This window comes from Nocardia sp. NPDC056611, assembly GCF_042792755.1.
Classification (GTDB): Bacteria; Actinomycetota; Actinomycetes; order Mycobacteriales; family Mycobacteriaceae; genus Nocardia.
Window position 1 is genome coordinate 1482814 of sequence record NZ_JBHTVV010000002.1, and the last position, 19753, is coordinate 1502566.

The 19753-nt window shown below is 68.9% G+C and carries 18 protein-coding genes and 2 tRNA genes; 8 read left to right on the forward strand and 12 right to left on the reverse strand.

Annotated features, from left to right (window positions below; translation table 11 throughout):
* Positions 1-149 precede the first annotated feature (149 nt).
* The gene (locus tag ACFRAQ_RS15600; protein WP_379099691.1) at positions 150-560 is read right to left on the reverse strand and encodes a hypothetical protein; all 411 of its coding nucleotides are present in this window, start codon (positions 558-560) and stop codon (positions 150-152) included.
* Between the two features lie 266 nt (positions 561-826).
* Between ACFRAQ_RS15600 and ACFRAQ_RS15605 the strand changes: the two genes are divergently transcribed.
* The gene (locus tag ACFRAQ_RS15605) at positions 827-1492 is read left to right on the forward strand and encodes a DUF6891 domain-containing protein (protein ID WP_379099694.1); all 666 of its coding nucleotides are present in this window, start codon (positions 827-829) and stop codon (positions 1490-1492) included.
* Positions 1493-1651: 159 nt separating this feature from the next.
* Here ACFRAQ_RS15605 and ACFRAQ_RS15610 read toward each other — a convergent pair.
* The 3 genes from ACFRAQ_RS15610 to ACFRAQ_RS15620 form a co-directional block, all read right to left on the reverse strand.
* A tRNA-Leu gene (locus tag ACFRAQ_RS15610) sits at positions 1652-1739 on the reverse strand.
* Positions 1740-1833: 94 nt separating this feature from the next.
* Positions 1834-2142 (reverse strand): hypothetical protein, encoded by a 309-nt coding sequence (locus tag ACFRAQ_RS15615; protein ID WP_379099697.1) that lies wholly within the window; start codon positions 2140-2142, stop codon positions 1834-1836.
* Between the two features lie 150 nt (positions 2143-2292).
* Positions 2293-3120 carry a tetratricopeptide repeat protein gene (locus ACFRAQ_RS15620; RefSeq protein ID WP_379099700.1) on the reverse strand — a complete coding sequence of 276 codons (828 nt, stop codon included), beginning with the start codon at positions 3118-3120 and terminating at the stop codon, positions 2293-2295.
* 274 nt (positions 3121-3394) lie between these two features.
* On the opposite strand from ACFRAQ_RS15620, the gene mihF reads away from it, so the two are divergent.
* A complete protein-coding gene (gene mihF / locus ACFRAQ_RS15625) occupies positions 3395-3709 on the forward strand; it encodes an integration host factor, actinobacterial type (RefSeq protein ID WP_357081650.1) in 315 nt (104 codons plus the stop codon).
* 139 nt (positions 3710-3848) lie between these two features.
* Positions 3849-3933 (forward strand) — tRNA-Leu (locus tag ACFRAQ_RS15630).
* 58 nt (positions 3934-3991) lie between these two features.
* Here ACFRAQ_RS15630 and ACFRAQ_RS15635 read toward each other — a convergent pair.
* The 3 genes from ACFRAQ_RS15635 to ACFRAQ_RS15645 form a co-directional block, all read right to left on the reverse strand.
* The gene (locus ACFRAQ_RS15635; RefSeq protein ID WP_379099703.1) at positions 3992-6091 is read right to left on the reverse strand and encodes a glycogen debranching N-terminal domain-containing protein; all 2100 of its coding nucleotides are present in this window, start codon (positions 6089-6091) and stop codon (positions 3992-3994) included.
* Positions 6088-7329 (reverse strand): glycosyltransferase family 4 protein, encoded by a 1242-nt coding sequence (locus ACFRAQ_RS15640; protein WP_379099706.1) that lies wholly within the window; start codon positions 7327-7329, stop codon positions 6088-6090. Before ACFRAQ_RS15640 ends, ACFRAQ_RS15635 begins: the two co-directional genes overlap by 4 nt.
* Before the next feature lie 434 nt (positions 7330-7763).
* Complete coding sequence (locus ACFRAQ_RS15645) at positions 7764-7901, reverse strand: hypothetical protein (RefSeq protein ID WP_379099708.1); 138 nt, start codon at positions 7899-7901, stop codon at positions 7764-7766.
* A 414-nt stretch (positions 7902-8315) separates the two neighbouring features.
* On the opposite strand from ACFRAQ_RS15645, the gene ACFRAQ_RS15650 reads away from it, so the two are divergent.
* Entirely contained in the window at positions 8316-9545 is a 1230-nt protein-coding gene (locus ACFRAQ_RS15650; RefSeq protein ID WP_379099710.1) for a lipase family protein, read from the forward strand.
* A gap of 165 nt (positions 9546-9710) precedes the next feature.
* Positions 9711-10685, forward strand: coding sequence for an alpha/beta hydrolase (locus ACFRAQ_RS15655; protein ID WP_379099712.1), 975 nt, complete (start codon positions 9711-9713; stop codon positions 10683-10685).
* Positions 10686-10695: 10 nt separating this feature from the next.
* On the opposite strand, the gene ACFRAQ_RS15660 is transcribed toward ACFRAQ_RS15655, so the two are convergent.
* Together ACFRAQ_RS15660 and ACFRAQ_RS15665 are read right to left on the reverse strand one after the other, a co-directional pair.
* On the reverse strand, positions 10696-11691 hold the full coding sequence (locus ACFRAQ_RS15660) for an RNA polymerase subunit sigma-70 (RefSeq protein ID WP_379099715.1): 996 nt from the start codon (positions 11689-11691) through the stop codon (positions 10696-10698).
* Positions 11692-11823: 132 nt separating this feature from the next.
* Positions 11824-12828: a zinc-binding dehydrogenase gene (locus ACFRAQ_RS15665; RefSeq protein WP_379099717.1), complete on the reverse strand. Its 1005-nt coding sequence runs from the start codon at positions 12826-12828 to the stop codon at positions 11824-11826.
* A 183-nt stretch (positions 12829-13011) separates the two neighbouring features.
* Between ACFRAQ_RS15665 and ACFRAQ_RS15670 the strand changes: the two genes are divergently transcribed.
* On the forward strand, positions 13012-14181 hold the full coding sequence (locus ACFRAQ_RS15670; RefSeq protein WP_379099719.1) for a hypothetical protein: 1170 nt from the start codon (positions 13012-13014) through the stop codon (positions 14179-14181).
* A 119-nt stretch (positions 14182-14300) separates the two neighbouring features.
* Here the strand turns inward: ACFRAQ_RS15670 and ACFRAQ_RS15675 are convergent, their stop codons facing one another.
* Entirely contained in the window at positions 14301-15431 is a 1131-nt protein-coding gene (locus ACFRAQ_RS15675; RefSeq protein WP_379099722.1) for a glycosyltransferase, read from the reverse strand.
* A gap of 302 nt (positions 15432-15733) precedes the next feature.
* Here ACFRAQ_RS15675 and ACFRAQ_RS15680 point away from each other — a divergent pair, with 302 nt between their 5' ends.
* Both ACFRAQ_RS15680 and ACFRAQ_RS15685 read left to right on the forward strand, forming a co-directional pair.
* Complete coding sequence (locus tag ACFRAQ_RS15680; RefSeq protein WP_379099724.1) at positions 15734-15955, forward strand: hypothetical protein; 222 nt, start codon at positions 15734-15736, stop codon at positions 15953-15955.
* A 5-nt stretch (positions 15956-15960) separates the two neighbouring features.
* Positions 15961-17037: a hypothetical protein gene (locus ACFRAQ_RS15685; protein ID WP_379099727.1), complete on the forward strand. Its 1077-nt coding sequence runs from the start codon at positions 15961-15963 to the stop codon at positions 17035-17037.
* Positions 17038-17082: 45 nt separating this feature from the next.
* Here ACFRAQ_RS15685 and ACFRAQ_RS15690 read toward each other — a convergent pair whose 3' ends face one another.
* Positions 17083-17973: an NAD(P)-dependent oxidoreductase gene (locus ACFRAQ_RS15690; RefSeq protein ID WP_379099729.1), complete on the reverse strand. Its 891-nt coding sequence runs from the start codon at positions 17971-17973 to the stop codon at positions 17083-17085.
* A 223-nt stretch (positions 17974-18196) separates the two neighbouring features.
* Positions 18197-19651 carry an FAD-dependent oxidoreductase gene (locus ACFRAQ_RS15695; protein WP_379099731.1) on the reverse strand — a complete coding sequence of 485 codons (1455 nt, stop codon included), beginning with the start codon at positions 19649-19651 and terminating at the stop codon, positions 18197-18199.
* Positions 19652-19753 lie beyond the last annotated feature (102 nt).

Below are 19753 nucleotides of genomic sequence, written 5' to 3' on the forward strand. Positions count from 1 at the left end.
GATTCGCCGGCCGGATGGGGTGACCGAGAGGACGACGGCATGGCGAGAATCGATGAGCGCCCGCAATGTTCGCCGTCCCCAGGTCTGAAACCCGAACGCGACCACGCGCGTACCGGTTCTTGCCTTTCCTCAGTAGAGGCTGTGCGCCATCACCAGGCCATGTTCGCGTAGCTCGCGAGCATTTCCTCGCTCTCGCGCGACAGCTTCCAGGTACCGCCGACGTTCTTCCAGGTCACCGAGAACGGGAAGGAATAGGATCCCAGCCGGCTGTTCAGCGTGGCGGACAGGACGTCACCGTCGACCGAGATCGGCCCCGACACGTCCCAGCTGTACCCCGGAATCCGCTGAATCACCTGATTCACGTTGCCGATCTGGCTCGCGTCGCCGGACTCCAGCTCGGCGGCCGACCCGTTCAGCGCCGCCTGCAGCTTGCCCTGCAGCTCACCCGCGGACGGCGTGGCCGGAGCGGCCACGGCGGCCGGAGCGGTCGCGACCACGGCGACGGCCGGCGCCAACAAGCTGGCGGACAGCATCGAGGCGACGACGAACTTGCGAATCATGAGCAGATCTCCTTCAGGTCAGGTTAGGCTAACCATAACCTATGCGGAGGGCGTTGTGTCCAGACCTTCGTGGCGGTGCGGGAGTGAAAGGGCTGGTCGAAATCCTCGACCGTGCAAGCGGCTTCACCGGGCGGGCGCAGTGCACAGTTCGCAGGCGATGCCGGCACCGGACAGTCCGACGCCCATGGGTGATATGGATCGACGGAAGCTAGCATCGCCAGCGCGGGTGATTCGCACGGTTTCGCTCGTTGCCTGGAGGTTACGCTGTGAGCGCGTTGTCGAACCCGAACACGTTGCCGCCCTACGCCACACTGCCCGACCTGCCGCTCGATGAGGCCGATCGCGCAGAGCTGGCCCGGCAGATCTGGGATCGGCTGATCACCGGCCGAGGTGACGCCGACGATTTCGTGGACAGCTACGGCGAGGACTACGACCTCACCGACGAGCAGCTCGAGGCCGCTTTCGCCGCGCTGCGTGCCGCGCGGCTGCTCCAGCAGGCGGAGATCGGCGCGTACACCTCTCGCACGATCGCCGCGTTCGAGGAGCTCAATGCCAACGGTGTGGTCGCGCGAGCGGACTTCTCCTGCTGCGGCACCTGCGCGTCCGGCGAGATCTGGGACGAACGCGACGACAGCCGGCACTGGAACGGCTACGTCTACTTCCATCAGCAGGACACCAGCCGTCTCCTCGAGGACGGCGCGACGTACATCGGCTACGGCGCGTTCCCGCCCGAGGACTTCGACGAGGCCGCCTACGACGCGCTCAGCGACGACGCGAAGGCAGACCTCTACACGGCCGATGTGACCCGGCTGCTCGACGACGTGGTGTTTCCGATCTTCCGGCGCCACGGCATCGAGCCGGAATGGGACCGCGACCTGGGCACGAGGGTGCTACTCGAGAACGCCGACTGGTATGCCCCGATCGAGGCGTAACGCCCGGGTGCCAACATCGAACTGCTGACTTCTCCTGGCCGGCAAGCGATCCCGGCGACGGATCGCCACCGCCCTGCCCGCGACCCGACTTCCGGCAAGCGCGACGGCTGAAACAAGAAACACCCGAATGCTGTGTGGTGCACAGCATTCGGGTGTTCGTGGTGTCCGGAGGGGGACTTGAACCCCCACGCCCTAATACGGGCACTAGCACCTCAAGCTAGCGCGTCTGCCATTCCGCCACCCGGACTCGGTGGTGCGGGACAAGATTAGCGGAGGGGTTGGCGGAAACGGAAATCGGGGCTGGGCCAGGCGAAATGGGGTGCGCGGGGGAGGGATTGGGGCTAGTGGAGGATGCCGAGGAGGTTGGCGTTCTTGATGGGGGTGTCCTTGTTGGCCTGGATTTGGCAGAGGCTCTGGACTGCCGCCATGGAGAGGTCGACCTGGGTGCCGGAGGGTTCGTTCTGGGTGCTGCCCTGCTGCTTGATGAACTTGGTGATGGTGATGCGCTGGGTGTCGGCGTTCTGGATCAGGTAGTCGCTGCACTTGGTGTCGCCGCCCTGGTTGAGCGCCTTCTCGACATCCGAGCAACCCGAGAGCAGGGTTACGGCCAGTGCGGCGGCCGCCACGGCCGTCCATCGCGCGGTGTTCATCATGCGTTCCTCGTGGGTCGGGCGCGGGGCCGAGGCGGCCGCGCGATCGACCGCCACTGTAGATGGGCGCGACCGCCCCGCAATCGGGGGCGGACCCGGAGATTCAACTCCGGGTCGCGTGAATTGCGTCACAGCACGCGCCGAGGTTTCTCAGCGGTAGTCGGTGGCGCCGGCCGTGCGCCAGGCCTGCGCCTCACCGGGGCCGCGGCGGCGACTGAGCAACTCGGCCAGGCCTGCCATCGCGCGCGAGTCACCGTGGGTGGCGGCCAAGCGCCACCACTGTTCGGCCTCGGGGTAGTCGCCGCGGCGGTAGCGGACCACACCCAGGTCGTAGGCCGCGCCCACATGCCCGAATTCGGCTGCCTGCGCCCATAGCTGGCAGGCCTGCTCCTCGTCGCCGCGGCTCTGCATCCCGACACCCAGCTCGTAGAGCGCGTTCTGGTAGCGGCCGGCCTCGGCGGGCAGGTCGGGGCGCGGCGGCCTCCTGGTAGTGGCGAGCTCGACGACGAGTTCTCCGAAATCGGGCGGTCCGACGCCGGTCGAGCAGTGCAGGACGGTCATGGCTGGTTCGCGGGTGATGAGCATCCCGTAATTGCCGACCCAGGAGACGGTCGCACCGCTGTCGTCGACCCAGACGGGGGTCACGGTGATCGCGGCGTCGGTGTCGGTGGGGCACACCTCGAGGTCGATCCCGCCGTCCATCGCGTCACTCCAGACGTCAACCCCCCTGATCTGACGGCCGCCCAGCAACACATTCCCCCGGTCCACCGCCAGCCCGATCCCGAGGCTGCGCACTCCCGCCCGCGCGACGGCCGTGCGCAGGGTCAGCCGGACGGTGGCGGGGGAGTCCCCGAGAGTCTCCGAGTGCAGGGGGTAGACCTGCGCTCCGTTCCAGGTCACGGGGTCCGCGCTGGCGTATCGATCGGCCAGCGACGGCACGGTCGTGGGCGGTTCGGCGTACGGATACGACCCCTGCATCTGCCCCGCCCTTCGCCGGTGCCCGGTGATGTTCGCGCCCACCGTAGTACCGATGCCCGGCGCGGGGTCGGGTATTTGCCAGCTACGTCTGCCAGCAAACTTCTGGTCAGTCGACCGGTGTCGTGGGAGGCTCGAGACGGGCCTCCCGTGTCCAAATTTCGCCGGTCGGTCGACGTGTCGGCCACGTCCACGCGGTGTGTCGTACTTGCGGAGGGCCCACTGTCCTGTTGAATCGTCGGCGAAATACCAGCGAACGAGTGAAAGGTAAGGACATATGGCTCTGCCCACCATGACCCCCGAACAACGCTCCGAGGCGCTGGCGAAGGCCGCGGCGGTTCGTAAGGCCCGCTCGGAACTCATCGCGCAGGTCAAGAAGGGGTCAGTCAGTCTCGCCGAGGTGCTCAAGCGCGCCGACGCGGAAGACTTGGTCAAGAAGACGAAGGTGGCGGCGGTCATCAAGGCGCTGCCGGGTATCGGCCCCGTCAAGGCGGCCAAGCTCATGGACGAGGCCGAGATCCCCGCCGACCGCCGCATCGGCGGCCTGGGCTCCCGGCAGCGCGCCGCGCTGCTGGAGGCGCTGAAGGCTTGAGATCGGGGGGTGGCCTGCCGGGCCGGCATCCGGCCCGGCGGCAACCACTCCCACCGCCTCCGCTCGCTCGGCAAACACGCACTACATCGACCGATTTGGTCCGCGCGGCCCGATCCGATAACCTTGCTGAGCACCACCGGTCCGGGTGGCGGAATGGCAGACGCGCTAGCTTGAGGTGCTAGTGCCCGTATTAGGGCGTGGGGGTTCAAGTCCCCCTCCGGACACAGCACGAGAAGGCGGTCCCGGCTCAGAGCCGGGACCGCCTTCTGCTATTCGCCGGTGCTACTTCCGGTTCAGCTGCCAGTCCGGCGGCAGGCCCTCGACCCGCGCGTCCATGCCGCAGGCCTCGATGGTGATCGTGGCCGGTCCCAGCCGCAGATCCGTCAGCCGGATCGTGCCCGCGCGGTCGGGCAGGCGGGGCGCGATGGTCAGGTTGCGGTTCGGGACGTCGGGCGCGAGGCCCAGGAACGATCGCATGAGCAGCAGCGGCGCCGCGCTCGCCCACGCCTGCGGCGAGCACGAGGTGGGATAGGGCACCGGGGAACGGAATTCGTCGCGCGCGAAGCCGCAGAACAGCTCCGGCGGGCGGGCGCCGAACTCCTGGATGGCCTCGAGCAGCCCGCTCGCCAGTTTCACGCTCAGTTCGAGGGCGCCGGGGATGTGGCCGTAGCGCATGAGACCGGCCACCGCGATGGCCGTGTCGTGCGGCCACACCGAACCGGTGTGGTAGCCCATGGGGTTGAACCGGCGCGCGGTGGAAGACAAAGTGCGCAAACCGAATCCGCTGTTCAGGTCGGCCGCGCCGAGCCGCTCGATCAGTTCGGCGGCGCGCTCGTCGGGCACGATGCCGGTCCACAGGCAGTGGCCGGGGTTGCTGGATCCGACGTCGACCGGCTGCTTCGCGCCGTCGAGGGCCATCGCGTAGCAGCCGCTCTTCGGCATCCAGAAGGCTTCGTCGAACCGGGCTTTCAGGTCGGCGGCCTGGGCGCGCAGTCGTTCGGCGAGGGGGTGGTCGCCGGTCTCGTCGGCCAGTTCCGCGCGGCCGATGCGGGCGGCGTAGACGTAGCCCTGCACCTCGCACAGCGCGATGGGCGGGTCGGCGAGACGGCCGTCGGCGAAGCTGATGGCGTCCCAGCTGTCCTTCCACCCCTGGTTGGCCAGACCGCGGTCGGTCTTGCGCCGGTACTCGACGAAACCGTCGCCGTCGAGGTCGGCGTCGGTGTCGATCCACCCCAGCGCCGCGTCGGCGGCCGGGATCAGTTCGCGCACGGCCGCGTCGCCGACGCCCCAGCGATGGCATTCGGCCAGCAGCATCACGAACAGCGGGCTGGCGTCGGCGGTGCCGTAGTAGACGGTGCCGCCGAGCACCCGATCACTGCCGGGCCCGTGCCGCCGCTCGTGCATGATGCGGCCGGGTTCCTCCTCGGTGATCGGATTGGTCTCGGTGCCTTGCAGTTTCGCCAGCTGGCGCAGCGTGCCCACGGCCAGGTCCGAATCCAGCAGCAGCGCCATCCAGGAGGTGAGCAGGCTGTCGCGGCCGAACAGCGCCATGAACCAGGGCGCGCCGGCGGCCACGTAGGAGGTGCCGTCGGCGGGGTCGTCCAGGCGCAGCGCGCCCAGGTCGGTCTCGGTGCGCTGCAGGATGGTGTTGAGGCCCGCGCCGCTGGCGGTGAGCGTGGTGGTGCTGGCGCGCCAGCGGCGGATCTTGTCTTCGGGACCGTCCTCGTCGCCGTCGTCGAAGTTCATCGGGACGGCCCGATGGTCGTCGATGGGCTGGCAGCGCACCACCGTCTGCCAGTTGCTGTGCGCGGGGATCAGGATCCGCCAGGTCATCGACCCGGATTGGATCTCGGGCTCCTCGGTGGCGGTGATGACCACCCCGCGGCCCTGCTGACCGCGGTCGGTGATGCGCAGGGCGTGGTCGGTGGCCGTGGTTTCACCGCCGCCACCGCCGACGCGGCCCTCCTTGACCGCGAACAGGTCGGCGAAATCGGCCTCGGCGTCGAGGACGATCGTCAGCGCGGTGTCCTCGTCACCGAGGTTGAGCACGCTGATGATCTCCTGCATGCCCTCGCCGACGATGCGACGGCGCTGGATCAGCACCGTCGCATCGGCCACACCGTGCGGTGGCGGTTTGCGCGCCACGAATCGGGCCCGGAACGGCTCGCGCACGACCACCGAAAGCTGTTCCGGTGGAAGACCGTCCACGCGCAGCTCCCAGCGGGTGAGGATGCGGGTGTCCCGGTAGTACAAGCCGTGCGCGGTGCCCGGGTGGATATCGCCGAGCTGGTCGGACAGGCTGAAGGTGCCGGCCTCGACGAGGGTGACGACGCCCGCGCCACCCTCGATGAGCACCGGCGGACCGGCATTGAAAACACTCACCCGCGACCACCCGGCACCTGGGTGCTGAGGATCCGCGAGTCACCGGGCAGCCGCACCCGGACCGAGCCGGCGATCGTGCGGGACTTCGCCAGTTCGATCGCCTTGCGGTAGGCCGCTTCGTAGCCTTGCGCGAACAGCCCGGTGGAGAACAGTCTTTCGACCCGTTCCCGGCAGGCGTACGGATCGATCTCGTGGGCGCGCGCGATCGCGCCGGGCAGTTCGTCCGGATCGTCGAGAACGAATCCGGTCACGCCGTGTTCGACGACCTCTTCCACCGCGCCGCCGCGCAGTGCGATCACCGGGGTGCCACAGACCATGGCTTCGATCATGACAATCCCGAAGGGTTCTTCCCACCGAATCGGGAACAAAAGGCAGCGCGCCCCGGCCAGCAGCTGGCGTTTCGCGGCGGCGTCCGCCTCGCCGAAGACATCGTCGGACTCGGTGAGCCGCGGCGTGATGTACTCGTCGAAGAACTCGTGCTCGGGCGGCTCGTTCAACTTGCCCGCCAGCACCAGCCGCACACCCGCGGCGTGCGCCGCCTCGAGCGCCAGGTGCGGACCCTTGTAGGGGGCATAGCGGCCCAGGAACAGCGCGTAGTCGAGCTTCTCGGTGCGGAACGGCCACTCCGAGGGGCGAATCGCATTGTGCACGCGGCCGATCCAGTTCAGGTCCGGCGCCAGCTCACGTTGCCGGTCGCTGATCGCCACCAGCTTCACGCAGCGGTCCAGGGATCGGTAGTACTCGTCCATCTGGGCGTCGACCGGGCCGTGCACGGTGACGACGGTGGGGATGCCGAGCATCTTGTACGCGGGCGCGTTCCCCGGACCGGCGAAGGTGTGGTCGTGGATGATGTCGATCGGGTCCGACGCGTGCAGCGACTCGATGATCTGCCAGGCCTTCATGGCGTTGACGATCTCCGGGTACGGCTCACCCAAGCGCTTGGTCTGGACGTCGTCCCAGACCCGGACGAAGTCCGCCTTCGTCCCGGCCCGGCCCGCGCCGAGCAGGGTGACGCGGTGGCCCTGATCGACCAGCTCGTCGGCCAGGCTCGCTACGACCGCCTCGATGCCGCCGTAGCCGACCGGCGGAATGTCGAAATACGGGGGAGCGACCAGAACGATATGCAGAGATCGGTTCCGCGAATTTTTCGCACCGTGTACGGCGGAATTTTCGGTCTGAACCTGCAGAAAGTCGAAAGCGTTCCCGAGCGGCGCATCGTAAGAAAGGTTGTTCCTCATTTCCAAACTCCTCGTTGTGAGTTGAACTGAGTCAAACCGTCGTATACGGTGCCACGAACTCCGCTGGTCGGCAAGAAGTTCAGAGTGTCGCAATTCAAAAGTTACGCCAATGTTCTGTCAACCGGACTTACGAGTATTCTGAGCGGCCCGCCGACAATGAAACATATTTGAACCCTTAATTATTCGCCCAGGTCGGCAATTATTCGCCCAGGTCGGCGGCGTTTTCATCGGGGTGCGCAGCCATAGCCTGGCGTGTTCGGCGTCGGTTCCGGCCACCAGCAGGCCCGCCGGCAGGGTGGTCATACGCGCCTCATCGACGGGTGCGGGGTGTGAGAACTGTTGCCAGTCAGCGCAATTCGAGAAGACCTACAACTGGGTCACACAGTGGGATCGCCAGCGTGACGCTGCAGTTCGCGCCGTCGACCCAGATCCAACTAGGCGATACCGGACCGGCCGGTCGGGCCCTCCGAGCCGCCCACCAGCACGTCGGTGCCTCTGAGCGCGGCCGCGGCGCTGACGGCGATGACGTGCGGGCCGCCGAACATCTCGAAGGCCTGCCCGTGTTCGGCCAAGGCCGTGGGCGTCGCCGCTCCAGACCCTCATGCGCGGATTGCTGTGCGCGCCACCGACAGCCCACCCGAGGACAACGGTGCGGTCGCCCGTGCCGGCCGAAATCAGTTCCGCCCGTGCGCCGTACGGGGTTTCGGAGTGGACCGGGACCGTGGTCGCGTGAGTGCTGTCCGTGGTCGACCAGGCCGCGGGGTCTCGGACGTCGGCGGCGGGGATCGAGCCGAGGGCCGGCACGCCGCCGGGTGCGGGGGCGAAGGCGCGGATCCACCGCCACCAGGACGATTGACCACTTCATGGGGTCGGAGTGCCAGAACCCGCCGGTCGCGGTGCGGTTCCGGGATTCCGACCCACGCGGGACCCGCCGCACCGAGCCAAATCCGGTGGTCCGGGCCATTTCCGTGTGAGGATTTCTGGCCGTGGCTACTCGCCGGTCGAGACGGATTCTGACACTGGTAGCGCTGGTTGCGACCCTGCTGCCGTTACAGGCGCACGCCGATCCCTTCTCGGAGCTGATCAGCCCGAGCCATGAGCTCGCGAGCGTCCTGCCGACGCCGCCGACCGACCCGTTCTTCACGCCCCAGCCCGGCTTCGAGAACACGTCGCCGGGCACCGTGCTGAGCGCGCGCCCGACCGGAGGCATGTTCGCCGCCGACGCCTACGAGCTGCTCGTGCGGTCCACCGACTCCCACGATCGTCCGGTCGCCATCACCACGACCCTGCTGATGCCGCACACCGCCTGGCCCGGGCCAGGGCCCAGACCACTGGTCTCCTACAACATTCCGATCTCGTCGATGGGGTATTCGTGCGCGCCGTCGACGGAGCTGAAGAAGGGCGCGTCCGCCGACGTCATCGCCATCTCGCTGCTGCTGGCCAAGCATTTCGCCGTGGTTGTTCCCGATCATCAGGGGCCGAAGCAGGCGTATGCGGCCGGGCTGATGGGTGGGCACGCGGTGCTCGATTCCATTCGCGCGGTGACCCACTCGACGTCGCTCGAGCTCACCCCGAACACGCCGGTGGTGATGACGGGCTACTCCGGCGGCTCCATCGCGACCAGCTGGGCCGCGCAGCTCGCGTCGAGCTACGCGCCCGAGATTCGATTGGCGGGCACCATCATCGGCGGCGCACCCGCGGATTACGACATGCTGATGCCGGTCATGAACGGCAACTGGGGTACGGGGGTGATGCTGGCGGCCGCGCTCGGGCTGGCCCGGGAATACCCCGAACTGCTGAGCCTTCTGAACGACAACGGCTGGCGGGTCGCCCACCTGTTCCGCGACATCTGCATTTCGCAGGAGACCGTGCTCGGGATCATCGCGCCGCTGCGGGTCGAGGACCTGACCGTGGTCCCGGATCCGCTGAAACTGCCCATGGTGCAACAGATTCTGAATGAGAACCGGCCCGGCGGAATAGCGCCTGCCGCGCCGGTCTACCTGTTCCACGGCGTCAACGAGATCTTCGTGCCCTACGCGGGAGCGAAGGAGCTTTTCGACGACTGGTGCGGGCGCGGCGCGCGGGTTCGGTTGCAACCGTTTCCCGGTGAGCACTTCGTCGCGGGCGCGCTCTCGATTCCGTTGACCACGGATTGGGTCGACCAGTTGCTCACCGGAGAGCTGGTGCCGCAGGGATGCACCGGGCCGGGCCATTGAGAAACGATGCAGGGGAGCGGTGATTCGTGCTCCGTCCGACAGCCGGCGAGATCGGCGCGGCGTCGCTACCGCTGGATCACCTACGTTTCACTTAGCATTCGAGTAGCCCGCCCCGGGCGCTCCCATCGTTTCCGATTCAATGCCGCACCTGATGAATGGACATCGATGAATGCCGATTTTCGTGCCGCCGCGGCCGCGGTCATCACCCTCGTCGCAATTCTGATCTCCGGCATCGGTGCGGCCCACGCCGAACCGGCCTGGGAATCGACCATTCTGAGCGCCACCGACGCCGGTCCCTCGCGCACCAGGATCTCGGTGTACTCCGCGGCCATGGACCGCGCGGTGACCGTGGACGTGCTGCATCCCGCCGATGATCAGCCGCGACCCTCGTATTACCTGCTCGACGGTGTCGATTCCGGTGCGATGGAGACGAATTGGACGCAGAAGACCGATATCGTGTCGTTCTTCGCCGACAAACGGGTCAATGTGGTGCTGCCGGTGGGCGGTAAAGGGAGTTTCTACTCCGATTGGGAGCGGCCCGATCCCGTACTCGGCGGGGTGCAGATGTGGGAGACGTTCCTGACCGAGGAACTGCCGCCATTGATCGATCAACGGTTCCACGGCAGCGGGAGCAACGCGATCGCGGGGCTGTCGATGGGCGCGCTCTCGGCGGCGGCGCTCACCACCCGTTATCCGGCGCTGTATCGCGGATTCGCGGCGTTCAGCGGCTGCCTGGACACCATGAGCACCAATGCCAAACTCGCCATCCGGAATTCGGTGAGCTGGGTCGGCGGCAATCCGGAGAACATGTGGGGGCCCGACAGCGACCCCGACTGGGCCGCCCACGATCCGCTCACCAACGCTGCCGCGTTGCGCGGTAAAGCGGTGTACGTGTCGACCGGTAGCGGGACGCCGGGGCCGGAATCGCTGACCGACCCGCTGATGCCGCAGGCGGTGACTTTCGGTGCGGTGCTGGAGTTTCTGGTGCGCGGGTGCACCGAGTCGTTCCAGCGGCGGCTCGCCGAGATCGATATTCCGGCGACCTTCGTCTTCCACCCGCGCGGCACGCATTCCTGGCCGTATTGGCAGCAGGATCTGCATGATTCGTGGCCGCTGCTGGAGGCGGCGCTCGCGGAATAGCGCCGTGCGGTCAATCGGGGAGACGGTCCGCGCAGCCGAACAGCGCTACCAGCGTCGGGTCGTGGAACGCGACCACGCGGGAGACGCCGGAAGCGGTGGGTGACAGCACGACCACCCCGCCCGCCCGGAGAGTTCCCTCCGGATCGCGTCGGTAGAGCAGCGCGGCGGGTTGGCCGTTGGCGGTGGTGGCGGCGAGCCGCCACTCGCCGGGCGCGTTCAGGACCTGCGAGTCGAGCATTCGAACACAGTTCGCCAGCCCCGCCTGCCAGTCACGGAACGGGGTCGCCTCCAAGGTGGCGTCGGCGCGCAGGACCTGTTCGAACAGGTGCGCGTCGGCGCTTTCGAAGGCCGCGATGTAGCCGTCGAGCAGCGCGCGGGACCGCGGATCGCCGGGTTCGAGCAGTTCCGCCGGCTCGGGTTCGAGTTCGCGCAGGCGGGCACGGGCCCGTTGCAGACCGCTCTTGACCGCGGCGGTCGTGGTGCCGAGGATGTCGGCGGTCTCCACCGCGGAGAACGCCAGCACATCGCGCAGCAGCAGGATCGCGCGTTGGCGGGCGGGCAGGTGCTGCACACTCGCGATGAGGGCCAGCCGCAGCGACTCCCGGGCCACGACGACCGCTGCCGGATCGTCGGCGTCCGAGGCGATCCATTCGTCGGGAAACGGCTCCAGCCACGAGACCTCGCCCGGAGCAACCGGATTCGACCCGTGTTCGGGACCGGAGGCCGGGCCGTCCAGTCCCGAGGGCAGGACTCGGATCCTGCGTTGCCGCAAGGTGGTCAGGCAGACATTGGTGGCGATGGTGTAGAGCCAGGTGCGGAACGAGGCGCGGCCCTCGAAGGACGGGTATGCGCGCCAGGCCCGCAGGTAGGTGTCCTGCACCAGGTCCTCGGCGTCATGCGCGGACCCGACCAGGCGGTAGCAGTGGGCCAGCAGCTCGCGGCGGAACCGCTCGGTGTCGGCGGCGAAGCGGTCCCGATCGGCCGCCTGCCGCAGCTGCGCCGTCATGTCGTGAGTGTAGGGCTCGCGGGTGTCGCCGTTCGATCGGTCATGGGCTGCTCCTCACACGGGTCGGGTCCCGCCGGCGGGGACCTCACCCATAACGACCATGAGGGCGCGGCAAAGGAATCGAACGCCTGGTCAGAGGGTATCCGGATGGGGGAGCAGGGCCAGCTTGCCGACGGTGGCCCGGGCTTCCAGGTCGGCGAGCGCCTGAGGACCGTCGGCCAGGTCGTAGGCGGTGCTCGCACCCGGTCCCAGCACCCCGGTGGCGATGAGCGCGAACAGTTCGCCCATGATTTCGCCGAACAGCTGCGGGGCCGCGTGGATCAGGATGCCGATATTGAGTCCGATCAGCTGGATCTGATGCCTGTAGACCAAGTCCCAGTTGGTGAGCGGCGCTTCCCCGCCCGCCAGGCCGAAGACCACCACGCGGCCGGTGACCCGCTTGGCCGCGGCCAGGCTGTGCTCGAAGATGGGTCCGCCCGCGGACTCCAGCACCAGATCCACACCCGCGTCTCCGGTCAGCTGCCTCACCTGGACAGCCAGATCGGTTGCGTGCGAATCGAGTACGTGATCCGCACCCAACCCGAGCACGGTGTCGTACTTGCGCGGTGAGGCCGTGCCGATGACCGTCGCGCCGTGATGCTTGGCCAGGATCGTCGCGGCCTGTCCGGTCGCGCCCGCGGCGGCGTGGATCAGCACGGTCTGTCCGGCGGCGAGGCCGCCGAGTTTCAGGGCGGCGAGCGCGGTCGGCATGTTCACCGCGAGGCCGAGTGCTTGTCGGCAGGTCCAGCCGTCGGGGACCGGTATTGCCGCGGCAGCGGGCAGCAACATGTAGCCGGCGAACGCGCCGTCACCGACCCCGACCATCTGTGCGCCCGGTGCGAGACCGGTAACCGAATCGCCCAGTGCGACGACCTCTCCGGCTGCTTCGAAGCCCGCGATGTAGGGCGGCTCCGGACCGTCGCGGAACGTTCCGTGCGATTTCGACAGATCCGCGAAGTTGATACCGGCGGCCGCGACACGGATGAGCACCTCGCCCGGCCCCGGTCGCGGTACCGGCGCGTCGGTGATCAGGGACATGTCCTGCGGGCCGTGCAGGGAGTGCTGGCGCAGCGCGCGCATCGTGCCGGGAGTGGTCATCGCTGGGGCCTTCCAAGGTTCTCGACGGCTCCCGCATTGGGAGCATCCGGTTGTTCGGATAGACCTCGGGCGTGGACCAAAGGAATCGGCCGGGTGCGGCCGGGTGCTCCCGCCGAGAGCTACGCCGAGAGTGAAATGAGCACGCACGCGCGGTTTTTCGCGATGACAACCCAGTTTTTCGCGATGACAATGGGTCGCGGGCCGTTCGGTCCCCTGATGCTGTGGAGGCTGTGGGAGATGGAAGAGGTGCTGCTCACGCCGCCGGATGCCGCCGAGGTGCGGTTCCTGGCGCGGGGCGTGGTGAGTGCGGCGACCTGCGATCGAGGGCTCACGCCCCTGCAGGAGTTGCTGATTCCGGCGCTGTTCCTGTCGATGACGGGGCATCCGGTGGAGTTGGCCGAGGTGACGCCGATCGGAGCGGCGGAGTTCGCGGCGGGGATGGCGCGGCGCAATCGGGTCTTCCGGGAGCGGATCGTGCAGACCATGCTGCTGTCGGCGCTGGTCGTGCGGCCGCTGCCCGCGGCGACCGGAAACCAGTTGCGGGAGTACGCCGACGCGCTCGGCGTCGACGACGACATGATCGCGGTGGCCCAGCGCTATGCCGAGGGCGCGGTGGATCTGGCCGCGGTCGATTTCACCCGCAATGGGTACCTGGGCAATACGGACACGCTGCGGTTGGATGCCCTGCACACCGCCGGACTGGACAGTTCGTGGAGCGCGGTCACCGATGACGCGGGCCTGGCGGGGCGCTGGGCCGAGTTGTGGGAGCTGCCGGTCTGGACCCTGGGGCGCGGTGTGGCCGATTTCTACCGGGACCGCGGCTTCGTCACCCCCGGTCTGCCCGGGTCCGCGCCGCCGCTGCTGGCCCAGCACGACTGGGTGCACGTGCTCGCCGGGTACGGCACCACCCTCGAGAACGAGATCGAGGTGTTCGCGTTCATGGCCCGCGCCAATGACGATCCGCGCGCCTTCAGCCTGCTGGCCATGGTGATCTCGCTGTTCGAGACCGGCTACCTGCGGGCGGGCGCGGGCCTGTTCGAGGCCGACGCCGGGCACCTGAGCACCTCGGGCATGGCCACCCGGCTCGGTGACGCCATGCGCCGGGGCGCGCTCACCCGCGGCAGCCATGACTTCCTCGACCTGGACTGGTTCAGCCTCGCCGATCGCCCGATTCTGGTGGTGCGCGAGGAGATCGGCCTGGTCGCCAAGGACGGGTCGGCGGTGGCGGCGGGCTCGGCGGGGCCGTGGCAGCCCGGCGGAATCACGCCGTATCAGCTGAATTCGTCGAAGAACGCGGCCGCGGCCGACGGACGGGAGTACCTGCCGTGGCAACCGGACCCGACCCGCGACTGATCGGTCCGACACCTCGCCTCGCTCGACCTGCCCGACAGCCAGTCCGGATCGGTCCACTGAGCTGACGGATCACGCCGGGCCCGGATCGGTCCGCCGGGCCGGCTAGCCGGAGGACACGGTCAGCTCGGACCCAGCAGGTCGAGCATTCCGGAAACCGCCGCGGGCCAGGTGAATTGCTCGGCGCGGCTGCGGGCTGCGCGGCGACGCTCGGCGCGGGGACGGGCCAGGACGTCGGTGACGGCGGTGGCGAAGGCACGCGGGTGGTCGGCGGCGACCGCGCCCGCTTCGGCGGTCACGATGTCGGCCAGCGCCGAGGAGCGGCTCGCCACCACCGGGGTCCCCGCGGCGAGGGCCTCGAGCGCGGCCAGGCCGAAGGTCTCGTGCGGGCCCGGGGCCAGGGAGATGTCCGCGGTGGCCAGCAGGGTCGCCAGCGTGGTTCGGTCGTCGATGAATCCGGTGAAGTGGACGGTGGGCCGGCCGTCGGGCAGCGGCGGGATCATGCGGGCGCGGCGTTCCAGGGCCTCGCGGCGCGGCCCGTCGCCGGCCACCACCAGGCGCGCGTCCAGGCCGCCGCGGCGCAGTGCCCCGACCGCGGCGATGCTGCGGTCGACGCGCTTCTCGACCGAGAGACGGCCGCAGTGGACCAGCAACGGGTAACCGTCCGCGCCGAGGTCGGTGCGCAGGCGGTGATCGTGGCGATCGGGCCGGAACATGTCCAGGTCCACGCCGAGCGGGACCAGTTCGACATTGGCGGCGTCGATGCGCTGGAACTCCTCGCGGGCGAACTCGGTCGTGCAGACGACGACGTCGTAGGTCTGCGCGGTGCGCCGGTTGGCGGCGTCGGCGGCACGGCGGGCCAGCGGGCCGGGCAGCACCTGGCCCAGCAGACGGTCGAGGCGCTCGTGGGAGATCATGACGCCCGCGATATCGCGGCGGCGCGCCCAGCGGCCGAACCCGCGCAGCGTCAACCGGTCCGACACTTCCAGCACGTCGGGCCGCAATCCGGTGAGGGTGTCGGCGACGCGGCGCGGATCTGCCGCGCGGTAGCCTCCGGTCCACGGAATCTCCGGTGCGGGCAGGGTGATTCGCAGGACTCCGGTGGCGAGCACCTCCTCGGCGCGCCGGGTGCCGGGCACCACCAGCACCACCTCGTGTCCGGCGGCGGCGTAGCCCGCGCCGAGGTGATGCAGTGCGGTTCGCAACCCACCCGAGCGCGGACCGTAGAAGTTCGCCAGCTGAACGATGCGCACGAGGCCGATCGTGCAGGGTACCGGGTTCCCTTCGGCACCTCCGACGCCAACATCACGTGAACACCCGCGAAAGACCCGGACAACCGGGCGTGGTCGGCATCGTGCGTCCGCCCGGACCGGGTCTCGCACGGTGCATTCCACACCGCGTGCGGACCCGCATCCCACCGAACTGCATGCAGTCGACCTCAATTGGCGTGCGCGGATTCCCCCGCAGGTCTGGCGCAGTGCCATCGATCTTGGTAGAGATTGGGGTACGAACGATCGGGGTGATTCGAGTCATTCCGGGGGATGGGGATGAATCAATGAGCGCCAGAGCCGAACTGGAGCGGGAACTGGGCGGGCCGCTGCCCGCGCTCGACCTGCTGAACGAGGCCGAGACGGCCGATCTGCTGGCGGTCTTCCAGCAGGCGCAGCGCACCGAGAACCTCGCCATGGTGGAGGCCGTCGACAAGACCGTCGGCGCGCTGCCGTGGCCGTTGCGCACCGCGGCCAAGAAGATCATGTTCGGCAATAAGCTCGGGTAGGGGCGATGAGCGATCTGGTGACCCGCGCGCAGATCACCCTGCTGTCGCGGACGCTGCACGTGCCCGAGGAGAAGCTGACCCACCTCGAGAAGCTGGGCGCCGCCAACTTGCACGAACTGCAAGAACGCATGGCGAAGGTGATGTTCGCCGAACACAACGCGATCTTCTCCAGGCTGTCGTTGCTGGTGCCGATCATTCCGTTCAGCATCTCGATCCCACTGGTGCAGCGCCTGGTGCCGCCGGTGATGGCCGGGCGCGCGGCCGGCGCCATCGGGGTGGATCACCCGAAGAAGTCCGCCGAGGCCATCGTCCTGTTCGATCCCGGTTACGCCGCCCAGGCCGCGCCCTACATGGACCCGCACGCCGTGGGCCAGCTGGCCGACATCGCTCCGCCGGGACCGGTCATGGCCATCATCAACGAGCTGCTGCGCCTGCGGGACTACGTCACCGCGGGCCCGTTCCTGGCCTATGCCACACCGGCATTGGTGCAGGCGGTCGAACGCGATGTGCACGACGACGAGGGCATGATCCGGTCGGCGTCGTTCGCGTACTCCGGGGAGAACATCAGCGTCATCCTGCGCCACCTGCTGTCCGGTGAGGGCAAGCGCATCCCGAAACTGGTGGACACCATCCTTTCCGGGTCCGAGGAGCTGCGGCTGGCCGCGCTGTCGGTATTCGCGCGCTGCGACGACGATGTGATCCCGGCGATCGGCGACATCCTGTTCGATCAGGGTTCGCCCGAGCAGATCGCCGATCTGGTTCGCACCTTCCTCGCCGCGGAAGCCGTCCGGGAGACGCTGCGTTTCGTCGCCGGGCTGAGCCCGGAGGCCCTGGATCGGCTGGCCGCCAATCCCATTGTGGCCGAACCCGAGACCCTCGCCGCGCTCACCGACGCGGTCGACGGGTCCACCGATCCCGCGGTGTGGCGGGGTCTGCTGGCCCTGGCCAACCACACCGAACCTGCGGTGACCAGCGAATTCGCCGCGGTGATCGCGCTATTGGATCCGGCAACGCTGGAGCAGGTCGCCGAACTGGGGCTGGGCGAGGAGTTGACTGCGCTCACCGCGCAGTCGAAGGAGTAACGCACCGGGGTTGGTGCGGGCCGGGATTCCGGACCGCACCAACGGTTATCGCCGTGCGGGTGCGCCCCGCAGTTCCTCGATGGTCCGCTCGAACGCCGCCTTGCCGTGGCCCGCGTCGATCTGGCGATCCACGAGGGCGGCCAGTCCGCTGAGGGGTTCGTCGGTGACTCCGGCGTCGGCCGCCGCGCCACGCACGGCATCGAGGGCGGATTTGGTGAACACCAGGTCCTGGAAGACGTCGGCGGTGTAGTCGCCGCCGTCGATGATCTTCGCGTAGGCGGGCAGGGTGGTGGTCATGGCGGTCAGCCATCCGGCAGCGCGGGTCGCGAACTCCGAGGCCGTCACTCCGGCCGAACCGACCAGCGCCGCACCCTGGAAGAAGCCGCCGAACATGGTGTACATGGCGGTCAGCAGCGCGAAGTCCCACAGTGCGGCCATGCCCGGGTCGGCTCCGAGATAGTCGGCGGCGCCCAGCGATTCGAGGGCTGGGCGCCATATCTCGAAGACCGTGGCCGACCCGCTGTAGAGGATGCTCGCACCGGGGCCGCCGATCATGTCGGGGACCGCCATGATGCCGCCGTCGAGGAAATCGATCCCGTGCGTGGCCGCCCACGCGGCCAGCTCACGGGACTGCTCGGGTGTGGTGCTGGTCAGATTGAGCCACTGCTTGCCGGTCAGGTCGGCGGCGATGGGATCGAGGGTCTCGTGCACCGAGGCGTGGTCGAGCAGGACCGTGATGATCAGTTCGCCGTCGCGCACGGCGGCGCCGGCGGTCGCGGCCGCCACCGCACCCACCGCGACCACGTCGGCGTCCCGGCCCGGCGTCCGGTTCCACACCGTGACCGGGGTTCCGATATTCACGAGTCGAGTGGCCAGCGCGCGGCCCATCGCGCCGAGCCCCAGTACGGTGACCGGGCTGGTCTGGGTGTTCGTCATTGCGGGACAACTCCTTCTGGCAGGTCGAGGACTTTCGGTGCGCGCTGTATCGAGGTTGCCGGGCTTCGGGCCGGGCGACAAGTACGCACTAATTCCTCAGACACTGACCGGAAGGTATGTGTCCAGCTCGCAGCCATTTACGGCATTACACGCACGTTTGCATCGAGTGCAGACATCGGCGTAGTCGCCGAATTCCGTGCGGGCGAGGCGATCGCGGCGTGGCCTACTGCCCGTCGGTGGTGCGGGCAGCGGCCCGGGATCCGGCGACGCGACCGAATGCGAGGGCGTCGGCGATGTGGAAGCCGCCGTCCTTGCACCAGGAGTAGGTGGAGCTGACATTGCCCGCGGCGTAGAGGCCGGGGATGGTCGCGCCGAAGGGGTCGAGGACTTCGGCGTGCTCGTTGCGGCGGGGGCCGCCATTGCTCCAGGCCAGGATGGGGGCGCTGGTGAAGGCGTAATAGGGCGGCTCCGAGATCGGGGCCAGAGTCTGTGCGGGGCGGCCGAACTGGTCGTCGGATCCGGCCGCGCAGGCCGCGTTGTAGCGGTCCAGGGTGGCGCGCAGGACCTCCGGGTCGACATGGATCAGCTCGGCCAATTCCTCGACGGTGTCGGCGCGGTGGATCCAGCCCTTGCCGATCTCGGCGCTGTTGTCGGCACTCCACTCGTAGCCTTCGATGAGGCTGGCCCAGCCGACGGCGAGGCGTTCGCGCCCGGGAACGATCGGGCCTGCGCGGCGCGCGGACTCGTCGAAGACGATGTGCATCGGGGTGGTGGGGAACAGCTGGTAGCTGCCGTTGATGCGGGCGTGGCCGTGGCCCAGGGCGACGCGTTCGTTGACCAGGCGGCGACCGTCGAAGCCGAGATAGACGAAGGCGTTGGTGGCGGGGAAGGCGGTGTAGAAGCCGGCTTCGTAGCCGGGGGCGCGCAGGCCCGGCAGGGTCATCATGTTGGACATGTGCCACAGGTCGGCTCCGGCCTTGACGGCCATGCGCAGGCCGTCGCCGGTGGCGGCGGGCGTGCCCCACACGACCGGGTCGGTCAGGCGCAGGTGGTCGCGGACCATGTCGGGGTCGGCCTCGAAACCGCCGGTGGCCAGGACGACTCCGCGCGCGGCCCGGATCCGCAGCGGGCTGCCGTCGGCGGTTTCGGCGAGCACGCCGAGGACGGTGCCATCGTCGGTGACGAGCTCGCGGGCCGGGGCGCCCAGCCGGACCTCGATGCCGCGGGCGCGGACCGCGTCGGACAGCGCCGCCCACAGCAGTCCGTCGCCCATGCGGCCCTCGACGCCGATCCAGCCGCGCATGACGTCGCTGCCCTCGAGGTCGGGGAACTCCGCGGGCGGCGCGACCGCCAGACCGATCGGGATGCCGAGGCTTTCCATCCAGGCGCTGTTGCGGGCGGTCTCGCGCGCCCACACCTCGATCACCGGTTCGGGGATCGGCCGACCGGCGCTGAGACTGCGCAGGTAGACAGCGGCCCGCTCGGGGTCCTGGTTGTCGAACCACACCGCGCCCGAGACCCGGGTGCTGCCGCCGGCGCGGCCGCCGGACTCCTTGTCCAGCACCAGCACTCGGGCCCCGGCGTCGTGGGCGCTGATGGCGGCCGCACACCCGGCCCCGCCGAAGCCCACGACCACCACATCGGTCTCGACATCCCACGACATTCCCGCGTCGCCCACGACCGCACCGTCCTTCCGTCTCGTCTACCGCGAACGGAACCAGCCCGCTCCGCCTACCGTAAATGGCTGTCTCACTCACCGGACCAGCCGCCGTGAGGCACA